Annotated in this window: 12 protein-coding genes; 4 read left to right on the top strand and 8 right to left on the bottom strand. The window is 63.6% G+C overall.

Going from position 1 to position 18,506, the window contains the following annotated elements:
• Position 1: 1 nt before the first annotated feature.
• The 4 genes from M3484_RS20250 to M3484_RS20235 form a co-directional block, all read right to left on the bottom strand.
• Positions 2–1,597 carry a phytoene desaturase family protein gene (locus tag M3484_RS20250; RefSeq protein ID WP_249498971.1) on the bottom strand — a complete coding sequence of 532 codons (1,596 nt, stop codon included), beginning with the start codon at positions 1,595–1,597 and terminating at the stop codon, positions 2–4.
• Positions 1,594–3,249: a class I adenylate-forming enzyme family protein gene (locus tag M3484_RS20245; protein ID WP_249498970.1), complete on the bottom strand. Its 1,656-nt coding sequence runs from the start codon at positions 3,247–3,249 to the stop codon at positions 1,594–1,596. The genes M3484_RS20250 and M3484_RS20245 overlap by 4 nt, the downstream gene beginning before the upstream one ends.
• Positions 3,250–3,326: 77 nt before the next feature.
• A complete protein-coding gene (locus tag M3484_RS20240) occupies positions 3,327–4,814 on the bottom strand; it encodes an aldehyde dehydrogenase (protein WP_249498969.1) in 1,488 nt (495 codons plus the stop codon).
• Between the two features lie 36 nt (positions 4,815–4,850).
• Positions 4,851–6,254, bottom strand: coding sequence for an aminotransferase (locus M3484_RS20235; RefSeq protein WP_249498968.1), 1,404 nt, complete (start codon positions 6,252–6,254; stop codon positions 4,851–4,853).
• Positions 6,255–6,533: 279 nt separating this feature from the next.
• On the opposite strand from M3484_RS20235, the gene pcaF reads away from it, so the two are divergent.
• Together pcaF and M3484_RS20225 are read left to right on the top strand one after the other, a co-directional pair.
• Positions 6,534–7,739 carry a 3-oxoadipyl-CoA thiolase gene (gene pcaF, locus M3484_RS20230; protein WP_249498967.1) on the top strand — a complete coding sequence of 402 codons (1,206 nt, stop codon included), beginning with the start codon at positions 6,534–6,536 and terminating at the stop codon, positions 7,737–7,739.
• A 4-nt stretch (positions 7,740–7,743) separates the two neighbouring features.
• Positions 7,744–9,696 (top strand): 3-hydroxyacyl-CoA dehydrogenase NAD-binding domain-containing protein, encoded by a 1,953-nt coding sequence (locus M3484_RS20225; RefSeq protein ID WP_249498966.1) that lies wholly within the window; start codon positions 7,744–7,746, stop codon positions 9,694–9,696.
• 41 nt (positions 9,697–9,737) lie between these two features.
• Here M3484_RS20225 and M3484_RS20220 read toward each other — a convergent pair whose 3' ends face one another.
• Genes M3484_RS20220 through M3484_RS20205 form a run of 4 tightly spaced genes read right to left on the bottom strand, consistent with a single transcriptional unit; the run spans position 9,738 to position 15,779 of the window.
• The gene (locus M3484_RS20220) at positions 9,738–10,826 is read right to left on the bottom strand and encodes a Zn-dependent alcohol dehydrogenase (protein ID WP_249498965.1); all 1,089 of its coding nucleotides are present in this window, start codon (positions 10,824–10,826) and stop codon (positions 9,738–9,740) included.
• A gap of 58 nt (positions 10,827–10,884) precedes the next feature.
• Positions 10,885–11,697, bottom strand: coding sequence for an enoyl-CoA hydratase/isomerase family protein (locus M3484_RS20215; protein ID WP_249498964.1), 813 nt, complete (start codon positions 11,695–11,697; stop codon positions 10,885–10,887).
• A complete protein-coding gene (locus tag M3484_RS20210; RefSeq protein WP_249498963.1) occupies positions 11,687–13,780 on the bottom strand; it encodes an acetate--CoA ligase family protein in 2,094 nt (697 codons plus the stop codon). The genes M3484_RS20215 and M3484_RS20210 overlap by 11 nt, the downstream gene beginning before the upstream one ends.
• A 4-nt stretch (positions 13,781–13,784) precedes the next feature.
• The gene (locus M3484_RS20205) at positions 13,785–15,779 is read right to left on the bottom strand and encodes an oxidoreductase (RefSeq protein ID WP_249498962.1); all 1,995 of its coding nucleotides are present in this window, start codon (positions 15,777–15,779) and stop codon (positions 13,785–13,787) included.
• 138 nt (positions 15,780–15,917) lie between these two features.
• On the opposite strand from M3484_RS20205, the gene M3484_RS20200 reads away from it, so the two are divergent.
• A complete protein-coding gene (locus M3484_RS20200) occupies positions 15,918–16,889 on the top strand; it encodes a LysR substrate-binding domain-containing protein (protein ID WP_249498961.1) in 972 nt (323 codons plus the stop codon).
• Positions 16,890–17,123: 234 nt separating this feature from the next.
• Entirely contained in the window at positions 17,124–18,113 is a 990-nt protein-coding gene (locus M3484_RS20195) for an MDR family oxidoreductase (RefSeq protein WP_249498960.1), read from the top strand.
• The last annotated feature ends 393 nt before the right edge of the window (positions 18,114–18,506 follow it).

Genomic DNA, 18,506 nt, shown 5'->3' with positions numbered 1-18,506 from the left:
GTCAGCTCCATTTCCGGCGGTCTTCAAGGATCACTTTCGCCGCATTATGCCCCGGCACGCCGGTCACGCCCCCCCCCGGATGGACTGACGCAGAGGCCTGATAAAGGAACTCTACCGGGCTGCGGTAATCGGCGAATTGCGGGGAGTGGCGGCGGAAAAACATCTGATCCGCGCTGATCTCGCCATGATGGACATGGCCGTTCGGCAGGTCGAAAATCCGCTCCATATCCAGGGGTGTCAGGATCTGGCGATGCAGGATCTTGTCCTCGATACTAGGGAATTGCGTTTTCAGCACGCGCAGCACCTTTTCCCACAGCTCGTCGCGGCGGGTGTCCCAGTTCCCCCTGGCCAGCGTGTAGGGCGCATGGCCGCCGAAGATATTCATGATGTGATGGCCAGCCGGTGCCAGCGTCGGATCGACCATCGAGGGGAGTTTGACGATCAGGAACGGCTCGTCCGACATATCGCCCCCCTGGGCCTGATGCCAGGCACGCTCCATATAGGCGACATTCGGCGCGATGGTCATTTGCGGCACGACGCCGCCGTCCGGACTGGCCTGGCTGAAAACCGGCGCTTCGGGCAGCGCGGACAGTGCAAGATTCACCCTGAACACCGTGCTTTCGCAGCGGATGTTGCGGATGTCGCGATTGAACTCTTCGGGGAGGGTCGCGGTGTCGACGAGTTTCGTGAAGATCGTCCGCGCCGTCGCATTGGCAATCACGATTTTCGAGCGAATTTCCTCGCCGCCTTCCATTCGCACGCCGACCGCGCGGCCCTGTTCGGTCAGGATCTTTTCGACCGGGCAAGAGGTGCGCACTTCCATGCCATGCGCCTCACCCGAACGGCGGATCGCGTCGGAAATAGCACCCATTCCGCCTTTCATAAAGCCCCCGGGCCCCGCCGCGGTCGTGCCATCGCGCACGATGCCACGCGCCAGCATATAGGCTGAACCCGGCGTCTTCAGGCTGGAATTGGCACCACCGCCACCGGCAAAAAAGCCCAGAACCAGCTTTACATCATCGGATGAGAACCAGCGCGACAGGTAGTCATATGCGCTCATCGTCAGCAGGTTGTAGATGTCGTAAAACTGCGGCCCGATCTTGCGGAAGCGCCAGACGAAACCCGCCAGCCGCTTCAGATCACGCAGCTTGCCGCTGGAGGGGTTGACCGGCACCTCCCACAGCAATTGCTTCATATGTGGTGCGATTTTCAGCATATGCGCGCGGTATTTCGCATAGGCCTCGCCATCGATATTCGAGAACTTTGCGATCTCGGCCGCGAAGCGGTCGGGGTCGTCCCACATGGTAAAAGTGCGGCCGCCTTCGAGCGCAAAGACGGTGGGCGCGGCCGTAAGCACCTCGAAGCCGTATTTCTGCAATTCAAGGTCCAGAATGACCTTCGGCTGCAACAGTCCCTGATAATAAGACGCCATAGAACTGCGATAGCCGGGCGCGATCTCGCCCGTCACCGCCGCGCCGCCGATGATCTCGCGCCGCTCGACCACAAGCACCCTGACACCGGCGCGGGCAAGATAAGCACCGCAGGTCAGCCCATTATGGCCACCGCCGACAATGATCGCATCATAGCCAGGCTTCATGCGGATACCCCTTCGATCCAGGCATTGGTGGTGCGGTCGTAACTGCCGGCGCGCAGATCTTTGACCCCGGCGGTGATCAGCGGCTTGGCGATTTTCAGCGATGCGGTGCGGGGGAAATCATCGACGAATGCGTAAAAGCGCGGCACTTTGAACGGCGCAAGGCCGGCTTTTGCCGTCGTGATGATCCCTTCCAGCAGCGCGTCGCTGAGGATGACGCCTTCTTTCAGGCGAATGCAGGCCTTGACCTCTTCACCGCGCAGCGCGTCTGGCACACCGACCACCGCGACCTCGGCCACGCCCGGCGCGGCGGCGAGCACGGTCTCGACCTCGCGCGCGGCGATATTCTCGGCAGAGCGGCGGATCATGTCCTTCTTCCTGCCGACGATATAGTAAAATCCATCCGCATCCTGGCGGAACAGGTCCCCGGATGAAAACCAGCCGTCCTTCAGCACCTCGGCTGTGGCTTCGGGGTTGTTGTAATAGCCCAGCATGATGCCGGGGCCACGGATCTGCAGCTCTCCGGTCTCGCCCTGGGCGACGGGCTGGCCGTCTTCGCCGATGATCCGGCATTCCCGAAACGGGCAAGGCACCCCGCAGGAGCCGGAGCCGACTTTGTCCGCCCGCTCCACCGGCGCGAACATCGCCGGGCCGATTTCGGTCATCCCAAACGCTTCGCGGGCGTTTAGGTCGAACCGTTCTTCGATCCCCTTATGCAGGTCGCGCGGGCAGCCGTAGATATTGGCGCGGATGATGCGGTTATCGGCGTCATGGGCCTGTGGCGCCATGCCATGCAGCACCCAAGGCAGCAGGCAGAATTCGATCTGATGTTTTTTCAGCCAGGCCGAGAAACGGCTGGTCGATTGCTTTGCGGCCACAAACAGCGTTCCGCGCTGATACAGCGTCATCAGCAAAAGCCATTGCGGGTCCATGTAGAAAAACGGCGTCGAGGCGAGGATGCGGCGGTAAACCCGCCCGTCCCGGAACGCATTCACCTTGCCCGCCGAGATCCAGTAACGCTGGCTGAGCATGCAGCCTTTCGGAAAACCCGAAGTGCCCGATGTGAACTGGATGTTCAGCAGGTCGTCATGGCCAACAGGCGCGGGTAGCGTGAAATCCTCGCGCGGGCTGGCCGCCAGCTTGCCCCAGTCATGCGCACCGCCAGCCGCGCTGCCCACCACGATCAGCCGGTCGGCGGGCAGGCTGACAAGCCCATCCGCATCCGCCTGGTCCAGCACTGCGCGGGTGGTGTCATGGGTCACAACCCATTCGGCTTCGGCCACCTGCATTACATGCGCGATCTCACGCGGGGTATAGCCCGGGTTGATCGGCAACATCACCGCGCCGATCCGGCCAAGCGCCAGCCAGGTCAGGGGGAAGGCCGGAATATTCGGCAGCATCACGCCCACATGCGTGCCTTTGGTGATCCCAAGCGCCACAAGCTCTGTCGCCAGCCCGTTCACCATCCGGCGCATCTCACGGTAGGTGATGGTCTCGCCGGTTTCGAAGAAATTCCACAGCACCTGGTCACCTGCCGCCTGCGCGGCCTCATCGATCAGCGCGCCGATATTCCCGGGCAGCGGCTCTGCCTCGATCCGGTTGCGGCGTTCTTCGTAAGGGGTGACAGCCTCTGCGAGGACTTCGTCCTTCCACATAGGTGGACTCCAGTCTGGGGGGAGGGGGAGGGAAAACGCGCATCGCCCGGGGAGCGCGGGCGATGCGCAGCGGCTGCTCAGTGGGCGAACCAGACGGCCTTCAGGTCGGTATATTTGTCCATCGCATGCAGCGACTTGTCGCGGCCAAAGCCCGATTGTTTAAAGCCGCCGAACGGCACCGCCAGCGAGCCACGGTCAAAGCAGTTGACCCAGACCACACCTGCCCGCAGCGCCTTGGCCGCCCGATGCGCGTTCTTCATGGAACCAGTCCAGACAGCGCCCGCAAGGCCGTAAACGGTGTCATTCGCCACCGCCATCGCCTCATCAAACCCATTGACGGTGATGGCCGAGAGCACCGGGCCAAAGATCTCTTCCTGCGCGATCTTCATATCATTGCGGACGCCTTCAAAGATCGTCGGCTCGATATAGAAACCGCCGGTCTCGGTCTTCACCCGGTTGCCGCCGATCAGCGCATTGGCCCCATCGGCGCGACCGGCGTCGATATAGCCAAGGACGCGGTCCATCTGCTCTTCGCTGACCATCGAACCCATGCGGGTCGTGGCGGAAAGCGGATCCCCCGGCGCGAAAATCTTCGCCTGGGCCGCGATCTTCTCCAGCAGCACATCGCGGATCTTAGCATCGACGATCAGACGCGAGCCGGCGTTGCAGACCTGCCCTGTATTGGCAAAGATCCCCGCCGCGATTCCTGCCGCTGCCGCATCCAGATCTTCGCAATCGGCCAGCACAACCTGAGGAGATTTGCCGCCCAGTTCCAGCCCGATCCGTTTGATATTGGACTGGCCGGAGTATTGCATGAAATACTTGCCGACCTCGGTCGATCCGGTAAAGCCGACGCAATCGACATCCATATGCAGGCCAAGCGCGCGGCCCGCGATATGGCCAAGTCCCGGCACCACGTTCAGAACACCCGGCGGGATGCCCGCCTCTACCGCCAGTTCGCCGAATTTCAGCGCGGTGAACGGCGATTGCTCTGCCGGTTTCAGGATGACGGAATTGCCGGTCGCAAGCGCCGGGCCAAGCTTCCAGGCCGCCATCGACATCGGGTAGTTCCACGGCACCACGGCGGCGACGATGCCAAGGGGTTCGCGCACCACCAGGGTGGTCATGTCATGGGCGGTCGCCGCAACCTCGCCGTAAACCTTGTCGATGGCTTCGGCATACCAGGCGATGCAGGCGGCGGCGCTGACCGTATCGCCGTTATAGGCATTGGCGATCGGCTTGCCGACATTCAGCGTCTCCAGCAGCGCCAGCTCTTCCCGGTTCGCAAGGATCAGTTCGGAAAAGCGCAAAAGGATGCGGCGGCGGTCTGCCGGGGCCATCCGCGACCAGACCCCGGAATCGAAAGCCTTGCGGGCAGAGCGGACGGCGACATCCACATCCGCCTCATTGCACGAGGCGACCTGCGTCAGCAGGCGCCCGTCACCGGGATAGATACAGGCAAAACTCTCGCCTGACAGGCTGTCGACATATTTGCCGTCGATAAAGGGGCGGTTCGGAAGGGCCACGGCTTTGGCGCGGGCGTGCCAGTCAATCTCTTGCAGCATCTCTGCTCCTGTTGGATGTGGGGTTTCTGGGCCGCTTCAGACAGCAGCCGATTCTTTTACGTGCAAGCCATGCGCCGCACCGATCTCGGTGATGGCACGGGCCATGATGGCAACCATGTCGTCGATCTGTTCGCGCGAGATGATCAGCGGCGGCGAGATCACGCAAAGATCCCCCAGCGGGCGCACGATCAGGCCCAGCTCGAAACAGCGCTCGTCGATCTTCAGCGTGAAGGCCTTGTCCTCGGCATTGCCATCGGCGCGGGTCGGATCCAGCAGGCATTGCACGCAGCCGACAAGTCCCACGGAACGGGTTTCTGCCACACCCGGCAGCGCGCGCAACGAGGCCAGTGCCCGGGCGAAATACTCTGCCAGATCGCGGGCCTGATCGACGATGCCTTCACGCTCCATCAGTTCGATATTGGCGAGGGCGGCGGCACAGGCGACCGGCTGGTTGGTATAGGTATATCCGTTCGTAAACCAGCTGCCTCTGGCATTCTCGCCAGAGATCCGCGCCAGCACTGCCTCGGAAATCGCGAGGCCCCCCAGAGGCACATAGCCCGAGGTCACGCCCTTGGCGAAGGTGATGATATCGGGCACCACGCCGAACACTTTTTCCGATGCAAACCATTCGCCACAGCGGCCAAAGCCCGTCACCACCTCATCCGAGATGTAGAGGATGTCATGCTTTTCGCAGATGGCTTTGAACCGCGCGTGATAGCCTTTGGGCGGAATGATCACGCCGCCCGAGGCCAGGATCGGCTCGGCAAGGAAAGCCGCGATGGTATCGGGGCCGAGGCTTTCGATCCGATCCTCGAATTCCTGCACGAGGTCATCGAGAAAGGCCTCCTGGCTCCGGTTGCCGGCATGGCGCGGATTGGGGCTGGACAGGAAGGAAATCCGGTCCTGCTGAATGTCGAAATTCGGCCAGTTTCCGGTGCGCCCGGTGCAGGCCGCCGTCAGTGCGGTCGACCCGTGATAGCCGTCATAGCGCACGATGATGCGCTTTTTCTGCGGCCGCCCCAGCACGTTGTTGTAAAACTCGGAAAAGCGCAGTGCGCTGTCGACCGCCGTCGAGCCGCCGGTGGTGAAAAAGATCCGGTTCAGATCGCCCGGCGTCAGTGAGGCGATCTTTTCCGCCAGCTTTGCCGAGGGGCTGGTCGCCATATACCAAGGCGAGGCATAGGGCAGCACCATCGCCTGATGCGCCATCGCATCGACGATTTCGCGGCGCCCATACCCCACCTGCGCGCACCACATTCCTGCGGGGCCATCAATCAGACGGCGTCCGTCTTCGGTATAGACATAGATGCCCTCGGCATGGGTCAGCACGGGCTGAGACGCCTTGCCAAGTTTCGCCATCTCCTGCGCGGGCAAAAGGATGTGATCCCGCATCGCCGCGCTGACAGCACCCGATGTCTTCGCCGCATCATTCGTCGTCATAGCCGACCTCCCCTTTCATTCCGCGCATTGGTCCTTGCACTTGCCCGCTCTTGCCGCCGGGCATCGCGCTTCCCGCAAGTAGTGGGCAATCGAATCCGACAAGTCAACATTTCTGATTGCCCGATCAATCAGAAATGTTGCGAATTCCCAATTTGCGTGCTTATGCTGGCAAAGGATTGCGCCGGGTGATGCGACCTTTCGGGGTGTTATGCGGACCGGTCCGGTTGCCGGCCTGCGGGTAAAAATCTGATCTAATATGCTGAAATCATAGGAGTTATCATGAAAAACGCCTGGATCATTGATGGTCTCCGCACCCCGTTTGGCCGTTATGCGGGCGCGTTGGCGCAGTTGCGCGCCGATGATCTGGCGGCGCTGCCGCTGGCCGCGCTGATGCAGCGACATTCTCAAATTGATCCGGCACGGATCGAGGATGTGATCCTCGGTTGCGTCAATCAGGCGGGCGAGGATAACCGCAATGTGGCGCGTATGGCGCTTTTGCTGGCGGGTCTGCCAGAGACCGTGCCGGGGGTTACGGTGAACCGGCTTTGCGGCTCCGGGCTGGAGGCGGTGGGTCAGGCCGCGCGTGCGCTGCGCTGCGCCGAGGCCGATCTGATGATCGCGGGCGGGGTCGAACATATGACCCGCTCGCCCTTCGTCATGGCCAAGGCCGGAGAGGCCTTCTCACGCCAGGCCGGGATCTTTGACACCACAATCGGCTGGCGCTTTCCCAACCCAAGGATGGAGGCGCTTTACGGCACGGATTCGATGCCCCAGACCGCCGACAATGTCGCGGCAGAGCATGGCATCTCGCGCGCGGACCAGGACGCTTTTGCGCATCGCAGCCAGCAAAGATGGGCCGCGGCCCAGGCGGCCGGTCGTTTTGCGCCCGGGATCATGCCGGTCTCCCTGCCGCAAAAACGGGGCGACCCTCTGGTTTTCGACACGGACGAGCATCCGCGCCCCGCAACCAGCCCTGAACAGCTGGCCGGGCTGAAGCCGGTCAACGGGCCAGGCAACAGCGTCACGGCAGGAAATGCTTCGGGGGTGAATGACGGGGCGGGGGCCTTGCTGCTGGCATCCGATCAGGCCCTGCGCGATCACGCGCTGACCCCACGCGCAAGGGTGGTTGCGATGACCTCTGCCGGGGTCGCGCCACGCGTCATGGGCTATGGGCCGGTGCCCGCCGTGCAGCGTCTGCTGGCCCGCACCGGGCTTTCGATCACCGATATGGATGTGATTGAGCTGAACGAAGCCTTTGCGGCGCAGTCACTTGCGGTGCTGCGCGGGCTTGGTCTGGCCGATGACGCGGAACATGTGAACCCCAATGGCGGCGCGATTGCGCTTGGGCATCCCCTGGGCGCATCGGGCGCGCGTCTGGTGCTGAGTGCGGTTCATGAGCTGGAGCGCCGTCAGGCCCGCTATGCGCTGTGCACCATGTGCATCGGCGTCGGCCAAGGCATCGCCATGATCATCGAAAGGGCCTGAGACCATGACCGAAGATCTTGTCCGCCGTGAGGATCACGATGGCATCGCAGTTCTGACGATCAGCAATCCGCCGGTCAATGCGCTTGGCCTTGCCACCCGTCAGGCGCTCATCGCCGCAATCGCCGCGCTGGAGGCCGATGACGGCATTCGCGCGGTGGTGCTGACCGGCGCGGGCAAGGTTTTTGTCGGAGGCGCCGATATCAGCGAATTCGACCGCCCCCCCGAGGCACCACATCTGCCCGATGTGATCGCCGCCATCGAGGCCGCGCGCAAGCCATGGATCGCTGCGGTGAATGGCGCAGCCCTTGGCGGCGGGGCCGAGCTGGCGCTTGGCTGTTCCTGTCGCATTCTCGCGACGACCGCCCGGATCGCCCTGCCGGAAACAAAACTCGGCATCATCCCCGGTGCTGGCGGCACGCAGCGGCTGCCCCGGCTGATCGGCATCGCCGCCGCCATCGACGTCATCACCGGGGGCCGTGAAATCACCGCAGACGAGGCGCATGATTCGGGGCTTGCTGACGGTCTCGCCGGTGACGATCTGATCCGGACGGCGCTGGATTTTGCCCGTGGGCTTACCGGCCCCTTGCCAGCCCCTGCCGCCACGCGCCCGCTGGAGGATCCCGGGGCGGAATTCTGGGATAAAGCGCGCGCCCGCATCGCCAAAGCGGCGCGCGGCAATCCGGCGCCGCTGGCCGCGCTGGCGGCAATTCACGAGGGGGCCACCGCAGGCTTTGCCGCCGGGATCCGCCTTGAGCGTGAAACCTTCCTGCGCCTGCGCCGCTCGGATGAGGCGGCGGCGCTGCGTTATCTGTTCTTTGCGGAACGCGCGGCGCCACGCCCCGCTTCGCTGCGTGGCATCACCCCTGCCCCCCTGGCCCGGATCGGCGTGATCGGCGGCGGCACAATGGGTAGCGGCATCGCCGCCGCATTGGCCAATGCCGGACTGCCGGTGACCCTGGCCGAGACCAGCCCGGAGGCCCTTGCAACCGGCATGGCCCGGCTGAGCGCAATCTTCGCGGCCCAGGTGAAACGCGGGCTGCATGATGCGGCGGCGGCAGAGGCACGGATCGCATTGGTCACCGGCACTGTCGGGCTGGCGGACCTGTCATGCTGCGATCTGGTGATCGAGGCGGTTTTCGAAGATCTCGCCGTCAAACGCGGTGTATTCGCAGAGCTTGCCGGGGTCTGCGGGCCTGAAACGATTCTCGCGACCAATACCTCTTACCTCGACCCCGAACAGATTGTCGCCGACCTGCCCCATCCCGGGCGGTTCATCGCCTTGCATTTCTTCAGCCCCGCGCAGGTGATGAAGCTGCTGGAGATCGTGCCGCTGGCTGCCACCTCGCCGCAGACGCGTGCCACCGGATTCGCACTGGCGGCAAGGCTGGGCAAAATTCCAGTCACAGCGGGCAATTGCGAGGGGTTCATCGGCAACCGTATCCTGAAACGCTACCGCGCCGCCGCCGAGATGCTTCTGACAGAAGGCATCCCGCCCGCCGCCATCGACGGGGCGATGCGCGATTTCGGCTTTGGCATGGGGCCTTTCGAGATGCAGGATATGTCCGGGCTGGACATTGCCTTTCGCGCGCGAGAGGCGGCGCGGGCCTCAGGCGAGGGCGTGCCTGAGATCCCGGGCGATGTCCTGGTCCGGGCCGGACGGCTTGGGCAGAAAGCCGGGGCTGGTTGGTATGACTATGCGCCAGGAAGCCGTCAGCCCCTGCCGTCGGACAGGGTGGCCGGGCTGCTTGCGCCATTTGTGCTGACGGCGCGCCCGCTGAACAGCGCCGGGATTGCGGACCGGCTGGTCGGGGTGATGGCGGATGAGGGGCAGAAAATCCTGGCTGAGGGCATCGCCCTCAGCCCTGCGGATATCGATCTGGTCGAAATCCATGGCTATGGATTTCCGCGTCACAGGGGCGGCCCGATGTTCCATATGTCGCGAAAGCGGCAGGCCTGACCGGCAGAAAGGCCGCCCCGCAGCGGCCTTTCCCGAATATGTCACTGCGGGAAGGTGATGACCGAGCGTGCCAGATCGCCACGGCGCAGGGTTTCAAACCCTTCATTGACCTGTTCAAGCGGGATACGGTCAGCGATCATCCGGTCCAGATGCAGCCGTCCCGCCATGTAGAAATCGACATAACGCGGCATATCCACGCGAAACCGGTTCGACCCCATGTTAGAGCCCTGCAACCTGCGGTCCATCAGCAGGGCAACCGGGTCGATCTCCAGCATCTGGCCTTTCGGAACCATGCCGATCACCGTCGCCGTGCCTGATCGGCGCAGCATCTTCCAGGCCTGTTCGGCAGTCGCCTTCGCCCCAAGCGCCTCGAAGGAATATTCCACCCCGCCCGATGTCATCGCCAGCACCGCCTCGACCGGATCAACCTCCCGCGCATTGACCACATCCGTCGCGCCAAAAGCCCGCGCGAGGTCAAGCTTGCCGGGCTGGATGTCGACCGCGATGATGCGCCCCGCCCCGGCAATCGCCGCCCCGTTGATCGCCGAAAGCCCGACACCGCCGCAGCCGATCACCGCAACCGTCGCCCCGACCGGGATCCGGGCGGTATTCGTTACCGCCCCCATGCCGGTTGTCACCGCACAGCCGATCAGCGCAGCGCGGTCCAGCGGCATATCGCGGCGGATCTTCACCACCGCATGTTCATGGACCAGCATCTGTTCGGCAAAGCCGGCAAGGTCGTAGAAATGATGCAAGGGCCTATCCCCAAGCGAGAGGCGAGGCGCATCATGCGCGCCGCGCCGCGTCTCATGCTGATGGTCGCAGCTATAGGGCAGGCCGGTGGTGCAATAGGCGCAATGGCCACAAAAAACCGAGAGACAGGTGATGACATGATCGCCAAGCGCGAGGCCGGTCACATCCGCGCCGATCTTCTCGACCACCCCGGCCGCCTCATGGCCCAGAATGGCAGGCGTGTTCACGCTGTAAAGCCCGTCGATGTAATGCAGATCTGAATGGCACAGACCTACGGCGGCGGTGCGGATCAGCACCTCGCGCGGGCCGGGATTGTCGATGCTGACGGTTTCGATGGTCAGCCTTTCGCCGGGGCGGTGAAAAATCGCAGCTTTCATTCTGGTCGGTCCCTGTTGATGTCGTTCTCCGGGGTTTGCTCCCGGCTCTGCGTCTGGGTCAGCGGCTGTTGCGCCAGGCGATGGCGGCCTTCAGCCCCTCCTCCTTGCGGATGCGGTTAAACTCGGCTCGCTCCGCCCCGCCCGATGTCTCGATGACGAGATCGGTCTCCACCGCCGCCAGCAGCGCATTGCGCATGCCGCGCATGTCGAAGCTGCGATTGATCGCGCGCTTGGTCAGTTCGACCGACAGCGGAGCGGCGGCGGCAATCTCAAGCGCCTTTTCAAAGGCGCGCTCGACATGGTGGCCTTCCCAGACCGTCTCGGTCACAAGGCCGATCTCGGCGGCGCGCGTCGCGGTGATCTGGTCATTGCCGGTCAGCAGAATGTCTTTCGCGTGTTTCGGGGCCACCATCCAGGGCAGCACCATCGCCACAATCCCCGAACCGAACCGCACCTCAGGCTCGCCAAAGATCGCGTCCTCGCCCGCAATGGCGATGTCGCAGGCCACCGCCAGTTCCAGTCCGCCGCCGATGCAATGGCCGTGAATTGCCGAGATGGTCGGCTTCGGGCAATCCCAGAAGCGGATGACAAAATCGAAATCAGCCTCGAGGACGCGGCGCCAGTCCTGAACGCTGCGCTCGCCCGCCGCAGCGGATTCTTTCAGATCGAACCCGGCGGAAAAGGCCCGTCCCTCACCCGAGACGATAAAGCAGCGGATATCGGGGGCGCGTTCCAGCGCGTCCATCACCTCATTGACCTCGCGCATCATCACCGAATTGATGGCGTTAAGCACCCGGGGCCGGTTCAGGATGATATGGGCAATGCCCTCATCCGACACTTCGACCCTGATGGTTTCGTAATCACTGGCCATGAGGGGCCGCCTCCTTCTGGTTCGGGGATTTTCTGCGCGCGAGGCAATCAACCGCAACCGCACCGCCGGGGCCGGCAAGAACCGGGTTGATTTCGATTTCCTGCAACAGCCCCGCCGCACCGACCGCGAAAGCCGAAAAGCGTGAGATCAGGGCACAAAGCGCATCCAGATCCACCGGCACCCGGCCACGCGCGCCCGTCAGCAGCGGGAAGGCCTTCAGGCGTTCCAGCGCTTGGCGCGCGGTCACGGCGCTGAAAGGCGGCAGCACAGCGGTGGTGTCGCGGAACACTTCGGTGAACACGCCGCCCAGACCCAGCGTGATCAGCGGTCCGAAATCGGGGTCGGTCGTCATGCCAAGAATGATCTCCACCCCCGCCGCCATTGCCTGCGCAATGATCGGTGCCTCCGGATGCCGGGCGCGCAAGGCGCCCCAGGCCGCGATGGCCTCTGCCTCATCCTTCAGCGCAAGAAAAACCCCGCCCAGGTCGGATTTATGCGGGATCGCCGCATCGTCGATCTTCAGCGCCAGCGGCCAGCCATGTTGCGACGCAAATGCACTGATCCGGGCCGGAGCGGCAATCTCCGCCACTGCTGCACAGGGAATCCCGGCATCGGCAAGCAGCTGAAACCCTTCAATACTCCGCAGAACTTCCTGGCTCGTCGCAGAAATGATCCGCAGCGCCTCTTTGCTCAGCGGCAGGGGCGCGGTCTCATCCGCCGCCGGTTCCCCGAACCGCCAAGCTCTGAGATGGCCAAGGGCCGCCAGCCCGCTCGCCGTTCCCATCAAGACCGCGATACCGCGCCCGCGCAGCGCCTCTGCAATCGCGGGCGAGAGGGTGGAGGCGATGTTTCCCATCACCGCCACCGGCTTGTCGGTCGCGGCATGAACCGCCCGGATCGCGGCGGCGGATTGGTCCGAGAAGGGCCGGTCGGGCGGCAGATTGGTCGCCATCACCACGATGCCAACACCCGGATCACGCGACATTTCGATCAGAACCGGGGCCATCACATCCTTGCCATCGCCCCAGTAATCCAGTGGGTTCGAGGCCTCCATTCCGGGGTCAAGATGGGCTTCCACCGCCGCAACTGTGCCGGGCGCAAGCGGCGCAAAGGCCAGGCCGATATCAGCGGCGAGATCCGTAATTAGCTGCCGCTCGCCGCCGGAATCGGTGCCAAGAGCGATGCCTGCCGCAGGCATATGGCGGCGCAGCGCCATCAACTCCGCCGTATCCAGCAGCTCATCAAGATTGCGAACCTGGATCACGCCATGTCGCGCAAAAACGGCGTCATAAGCCGCGTTCGATCCCGACAGCGCTCCGGAATGCGAAATTGCGAAATGCTTCGCCGCCGCACTGCGCCCGAGTTTCAGCACCACGACCGGCACGCCCTTTTCCCGCGCCAGCCCAACCGCCGCGACAAAGCCTGCCGGGTCCCGGATCGTTTCGAGCACACAGGCGATCACCCGGATTTCGGTTTCACGCACCAGAAAACGGATGTAATCAGCCACCCCCGTTGCCAGTTCCTGGCCTGCCGAGATCGCGTAGTCGAACCCCATCTGGCGGCGGTTGCCCACCAGGCCCGACCATGTCGACCCGCTATGCGAGATCAGCGCCACGCCCGACGGCGCAGGCAGCGCCCGAAACGGCATCCCTGTCAGTTGCAGCCGGTCGGCAAGGTTGATGAACCCCATGCAATTCGCACCGCAGACCGCCATACCCGCATCCCGCGCGGCCTCGCGGATCAGATCCTGGCGCGCGCGGCCGTGCTCTTCGCCATGGGCACGCCCGTAAAGGACCGCGCCCTTCAGCCCCGCCGCAGCCGCCTCGCGCAGCGAAGCCACCAGATGCGCGTCACCAACCGCAAAAGCGGCGCAGTCCACTTGCCCCGGCACGTCGGCAATGCTGCCGTAACAGGGGGCATCGCCGATCCGGTCATGACGCGGGTTGATCAGAACCACCTCGCCCGGGAAATCCAGGAAACGGATCGATTGCAGCAGGCTTGCGCCAAAGCTGCCCTCCTTCGGGCTGGCGCCGACAATCGCCAGCCGTTTGGGGCGCAAAAGGGCCCCGATGGCCTTGCTCATTCTCTTATTCTCCTGCGGCGACGGGTGCGGTCAGCGCGCCCAGAAACTGGCGGGTCTGGACCAGACCGTCATAAATCGCCTCTTCAGCGCTGCGCGCGATCATGCAATCTCCGATACTGAGGGTCGGCAGGCCCACGGTCGCGATCTCACGTTCCAGCGTCTGATCGGGGACATGGCCCTCAACGAGGATCAGGCTGTCGAAGCCTGCAACCTCGACCGCCGCACCGCTGGTCGTGTGCAGAAACCAGGCGGTGCCCCGGTCCAGCCCGTAGATGCGGGCGAAGGGGATCACTTCGATCCCGGCTTCATGCAGCCGCCCGATCCAGAGGTCGCGCAGATATTGCTGAAGGTTCTGCCCGGCGCAGACCCCCGCCACGACCAGCCGCACGTGATGGCCCAGCCGCGTCAATCGCATCGCAAGCCCGATGCCGATCTGGTCGCAGCGCCAGTCGGCAATCACCACCCGCGCGCCCGGCTTTGCCCGACCTGCCAACAGCTCGGTCGCCTGAATGACATCGCCGCCTTCGCCTTCCAGCACGCGCGGATATGGCGCAGAGCCGGTGGCAAGGATCACTGCATCCGGGCGCTCGGTCTCGATCAGCGCCCGCGTCACACGGGTGTTCAGGCGGATCGGCACCTGAGCATGGCGCAACTCGGTCACCAGATTGGTCACCAGCCCGCCGAATTCGGCCCGCTCAGGCAGCTGTTGCGCCAGCAAAGCCTGACCGCCGGGCTGCGCGCCGGCCTCGGCAAGGATCACATGATGGCCCATCTGCGCTGCGGTGACCGCGGCTTTCATCCCGGCAGGTCCGGCGCCCGCGATCAGAACTTTCAGCCCGCGTGCGGCAGCGGGCGGCGCGCCAAGCTGGATTTCGCGCCCCGCGACCGGGTTCTGGATACAGGAAATCGGGTTTCCCGCGTGAAAATGCCCGATACAGGCCTGGTTGCAGCCGATACAGGCACGTATTTCATCCGAGCGGCCGGTCTGCGCCTTGCGTGGCAAATCCGGGTCGGTGATCAGCGCGCGGGTCATGCCGCACATATCGGCCTGGCCCGCCATCAGCACAGCCTCGGCCACCTGCGGCTGGTTGATACGCCCGGCGACAAGGACCGGCACCGACACGCCCCTGCGGATCACCGCCGCCTTCGCCGCGACGTAACCCGGCGCCACCTCCATCGGAGGCACCACATGGATCGAGGCCCCCGGATCGGCCATCGACCCAATCGTTGTGTTTATATAATCGACCAGCCCCTCATCGCTGAGACGCTGGCAGACCGCTAGGATCGACGCCGCGTCAAGCCCGCACTCGCTGTCCTCATCGGCAGAAATTCTCAGCCCCAACACAGTGCTTTTCCCGACCGCGCGCCGCGCCGCAATCAGCGCCTCACGCAGCGGTCTCAGGCGGTTTTCATCGCTGCCGCCATAGATGTCTTCGCGCCGGTTCACCGCCGGGTTCAGGAATTGCGCGAATAGCAGCCCATGGCTCGCCATCAACTCGACCCCGTCATAGCCCGCTTCGGCATAGCGACGCGCGCCCTCGCCCGCGGCTGCGATGATCTCGGCGACCATCTCTGCCGGCATCTCGCGCGGCAGGGTATGAAAGCGGTTCTCCGGCACCGATGACGGCGCCCAGACCACGCCGCGCATCCCGTTCATCATCCGCCGCGTCACCCGCCCGGAATGCGAAAGCTGCCCGAAGATCTTCGCGCCCTGCCGCTGCACTGCCAGGGCCAGCCGCGCATAATACGGAATTGCGGCATCATCGGTCAGTGCCAGGTCCTTCGCCTCACCAATCCCCGAGGCATGAAACCGCGCAGATTCAGTCACGATCAGCCCGACCCCGCCCCGCGCGCGGGTCTCGTGATAGGCAATCAGCGCGTCGCCCGGGCGACCATCTTCCGCCAGCCAGGTCTGATGCCCGGTCGACAGAATGCGATTGCGGATCTCATGCCCCATGATGGTCAGAGGCGTGAACAGATGCGGGAAGCTGGCTGACAAATCGCTGGGCTCTCTGCTGGACGGGGCGCCTCGTAAAAGAGAGGCCCAATTTCAGATCACCTTAGCAGCCGGATTTTCCCTGTTGAGTTCTGTAATTGTAGGACTACCATAACCTCAGATCATAGTGAGACATCCGCCATGCCCCTGCGCCCAAGACTGCCTTCTTCCGGGGCGCTCTTCATGTTCGAGGCTGCGGCGCGGCATTGCAACTTCACGCTCGCCGCACGCGAATTCAACGTGACCCAGCCCGCAATCAGCCGGATGATCTCGCGGCTGGAGCAGCATCTCGGCACCACGCTTTTCATCCGCAAAGCTGGCGGGCTGGAGCTGACCGGCGAAGGTCGCCTCTTGTTCCGGGCCGTCCGCGAAGGGTTCGAGCGGATCGAAAATACTGTCTGCGAGATTGAAAGTCGCGCCCAGGACCCGGAAATCGTCACCGTTTCGGTCACTTCGGCCTTTGCGATCCACTGGCTGATGCCGCGCTTCGATCGCTTTCGCCGCGAGGTGCCGGGTGTGACCATGCGGCTTGACCTGATCCATGGCGAGCCTCTGGGGCGGATCGGTGCCGCAGATATCGGGCTGCGCTACAACATGCCCGAAGGCGAAGATATCGAGAGGCTGCCATTGGATGCAGAGATGGTGATCCCGGTTTGCAGCCTTGGCTATCTTGAGGAGCACGGGCTGATCGACGGGCCCGAGGGGCTGAAAGGCCAAGTGCTTGCCAGCCTGATGGGGCGGATGCGGATCCCCTGGACACGGTTCCTCGACGTGATGGATATGGGGCCGATGCGCGATGCGACCGAGCTTGGTTTTTCGGATTACGCGCTGGTGATCCAGGGCGCGATCAAGGGTCAGGGTGTGGCACTTGGCTGGTGGCATGTGGTAGCGGGCGAGATTCTCAGCGGTGGTCTTGTGCCCGCAAGCACGCGCCTTCTGAAGACCGGGGCCTCTTATCACCTTGTGATGCGCCGCTCTGCCACCAGCCGCCCGGCGGTGCAGAAGGTGCGCGACTGGCTGATGGCGGAATTCACTGAACTGGAGGCCTGCCGGGCCGAGCTCGGCCTGACGCCGGTCCATTGTGACCTGTCAAACCCGGTTATTCCGGAATAGACAACCCGCGTAAATTCTACCGCCCCCATAATCTGAGGTTTGCCTTGTGCAGGTGGCTTCAGCGGCATCGCACTGGAATAGCTGGCTTTCATCCTGCGCGAGCGGCAACGCGGGCCGCTGGCGGTCAGGGCGTTGCGGGCACATCCGCGCCAGCTGGCCTTTGCAGGCCGACCTGCGCGCAGTAGCATCCTTAGCATTGGCCGCTCACAGCGGCGCCGCGAGAATGGAGTTCCTATGACCAGCACATTTCCCGCCATGGTGATCAGCGCGGAAGACGGGCAGCATAAAGCGGCCATCACCGAACTGAGCCTCGCGGACCTGCCCGACAATGAAGTTCTGGTAGAGATCAGCCATTCCAGCCTGAACTACAAAGACGGGCTGGCGATCACCGGCAAGGGCCGGATCGCCAGACGGTTGCCGATGGTGGCGGGGATAGACCTTGCCGGTGTTGTGGTCTCGTCACGCTCTCCTGACTGGCAAGCGGGCGATCCGGTGATCGTTAACGGCTGGGGCCTCTCGGAAACCGAATGGGGCGCCTATAGCCGGTTTCAGCGCGTGAAACCGCAGCATCTGACGCGGCTGCCCTCGGGATTTTCGCCGGTAGAGGCTATGGCCATCGGTACGGCGGGCTATACAGCGGCCCTTTGTATCCTGGCTCTGGAAGACCACGGGGTGCTTGGTCGGGGCGGCGCATTTCTGGTGACCGGCGCCGCAGGAGGCGTCGGCACGGTGGCGATTGCGCTTCTCGCCGCGCGGGGCCTGCAGGTGACGGCATCGACTGGCCGGCCCTCGGAAGAGGGTTTCCTGCGCGGCCTTGGGGCTACCGCTATCCTTGACCGCAACACCCTGTCAGAGCCGGGCAAGATGCTCCAGGCCGAGTGCTGGTCGGGCGGTGTGGATTCTGTTGGCAGTCATACCCTCGTCAATGCTCTTGCCCAGACGGTTTATGGCGGGGCTTTTGCCGCCTGTGGACTGGCAGGCGGCGCGGATCTGCCGGGGTCGGTCATGCCGCATATCCTGCGCTCGGTCGCGCTTCTGGGAGTCGACTCCGTAATGTGCCCTCAAGAGCTACGGTCACGGGCGTGGTCGTTACTGGAGCGCGACCTTGATCGCGCAAAATTGGCGCAGCTGACAACAGTTGCTCCGATGGAAGCCCTGCCGGAACTGGCCAACGATATTGTCACCGGGAAAATCAGAGGGCGCACAGTTATACAAATCGGCTAGCTCCACGTGAATAATTGCCTATAGTGGGTGGTGACACACCACTGCACTTTCACACTCGCCCAGAACATGATGCGTTAAAAAACATCATCTTGCCAATGACTTGCATGGCCAGACACGCTGTCAGCAGCAGGTAATGCCACCAAAACGCCTGCAAAGTCGAAAAGGGCGGGAAGCTGACTGATGGCGGTGCGGCATTGCGCCCGCAGTGGGCCTAGGAAAGCCGTCGTTCGTTCATACTGCAGCGATCATCCTGCCCTACCGCCCGTGATGGGCGGAGAGCCTCCTTTCGGTGCCGTAGCGACGCATTCGCAGAAGTACTGGCTAAGCAGACACTCAAAAATCAGCAAAAAGTTGCCTACGGTACGCGACGAACCTCAACCGCTCTACCCTTAG

Origin of the sequence: Pseudomonas sp. GX19020, assembly GCF_023371075.1 — a bacterium.
In the GTDB taxonomy this organism is placed as follows: Bacteria; Pseudomonadota; Alphaproteobacteria; order Rhodobacterales; family Rhodobacteraceae; genus Pseudogemmobacter.
The sequence above is the reverse complement of the archived record's forward strand: the minus strand, read 5'-3'. Positions and strand labels throughout refer to the sequence as shown.